Annotated in this window: 1 protein-coding gene; it reads right to left on the reverse strand. The window is 55.1% G+C overall.

The features are described 5' to 3' along the window. A partial coding sequence (locus NX84_RS12205) for a Rib/alpha-like domain-containing protein (RefSeq protein WP_039676982.1) occupies positions 1-2,000 on the reverse strand: 2,000 nt, incomplete at both ends.

Here is a 2,000-nt window from a genome sequence, read left to right on the forward strand (position 1 = left end):
TCCTCGTCACCATCATTGGTGCCGTCACCATCGGTATCCGGGTTATACGGATCGGTACCGGCAGCCTTCTCGTCAGAGTTATTGACACCATCATTATCGATGTCCGGATCAACAGCATCCGGCTTGCCGTCACCATCAGTGTCGTTGGTCAGCGGGCCATCGGTGATGTCAGCCTCGCCGTCCTCCGGATCCTTATCGGTGACCTCGGTATCACCAAGGCCGTCGCCGTCCTTGTCTTCAACCTTGCCCTCAGGAACCTCGGACTCATCCTTGTTCTTCTTGCCGTCACCGTCGGTGTCCTCGTCACCATCATTGGTGCCGTCACCATCGGTATCCGGGTTCAGCGGATCTAGGCCAGCTTCCTTCTCATCATCATTGGACACACCGTCGCCATCAGCATCCGGGTCCTCAGCGTTGATGATGCCGTCATCATCCTTGTCACCCTTCGGACCATCCTCATCATCACGGTCAATGATGTCCGGGATGCCATCACCATCCTTATCGGTGATCTTGTCCTCATCCGGGTTGGACTCGTCCTTGTTCGGCTTACCATCACCGTCGGTGTCCTCGTCACCATCATTGGTGCCGTCACCATCGGTATCCGGGTTATACGGATCGGTACCGGCAGCCTTCTCATCAGAGTTGTTGACACCATCGCCATCGATGTCCGGATCCTGAGAATCCGGGATACCGTCACCATCAGTGTCCGGATCCGCAATCATGCGCTCGGTGACAGTCAGGTTGAAGGAGTCGGTGTCAGTAGCCACACCATTCTTAGCCGTGACCTTGATATCTTCCCAGGTCTTCAGCTCAGCATCTGCCGGAACAGTGCCAACAATGGCCTTCTTAGCGTCATCGTACTGCAAGAAGTCCGGCAGATTCTCTACAGAAACCTCAGCACCCTTAGAAGCCTTAACCGGAATGTTGACCTCTTCACCGCGCTGAACCTTCTTATCCGGGATTGCGTCTACGTTGATGTCCACAACCTGGTCGGGTTCGGCGACTACGACCTTAGCCTTTGCCGTGTCCTCCGACCCGTCCGGGTAAGTGACCTTCACCGGAATTTCGATGACGTCACCTGGTTTAGCATCCTTCGGAGCGTCAAACTTGATGGAGCCGTCGTCGTTCACGGTCACTCCATCGGGAGCGCCCTCCCCCTTCTCGAACTTCGTTCCGTTGGGAGCGGTGGCATCTTTACCATCATTATCGGTAAAGGTCGGCTTCTCAATATCCACCGACTCACCAGGCTTAACAGCCGTCTCCTTATAAGCAGGATCAATCTGACCGTTGGTCTTCTCCGGGTCAGCAACCTTGACCGTTGCCTCAATCGTCTCACGAGAACCATCCGGGTAAGTCACAAGAACCGGCACCGTGTAGTCACCGGGCTTGGCATCGGCCGGCGGCTCCACATCGATCGAACCATCGTCATTGACGGTAATCCACTCTGGGAAGTCGACCTTGTTACCTTCTGGGTCAGTAACTTGGCCTACCTTCTCATAGGTGGTGCCCGCCGGAAGATCTTGGTCCTTATCCTTCGGCGGGGCAACCTTCGTCTTCTCACCAATGGGAGCCGTCGTATCTTCGTAAACTGGCTCGTAATCGCCGTTGTTTCGAACGCTCTCGACTGCGATAAAGGAATCCTGACCAACGACGACGTCGTACGCATTGACCAGCTGTGCGACGTAGGTGCCCGGGTTCTTGAAATCACGCGGTGGGAGCGAGCACTTGTCGGCATCAGCCAAGGTGTCCACTGCGCAGTCTTCGCCAATCTGCTTACCGTTCGGACCGATCCAACGGATCTTGTTTTCACCAGAGAACGGCAGCGCGCCCGTCAACTTGACCTTCGCCGGCTCAAGATTATTGATACCTTCCGGAAGATCCGCCGGGTTAAGGTAGGAATCGTAATTAACGATATCCAAGTTAGCGATGTCGGCCTGAACCTCAGCAAAGTTGATGTTGTACCAACGCTGCTTAGCAAACGAAGGGATGCCAACATCGCC

It is taken from the genome of Corynebacterium minutissimum (assembly GCF_000805675.1).
Lineage (GTDB): Bacteria > Actinomycetota > Actinomycetes > Mycobacteriales > Mycobacteriaceae > Corynebacterium > Corynebacterium minutissimum.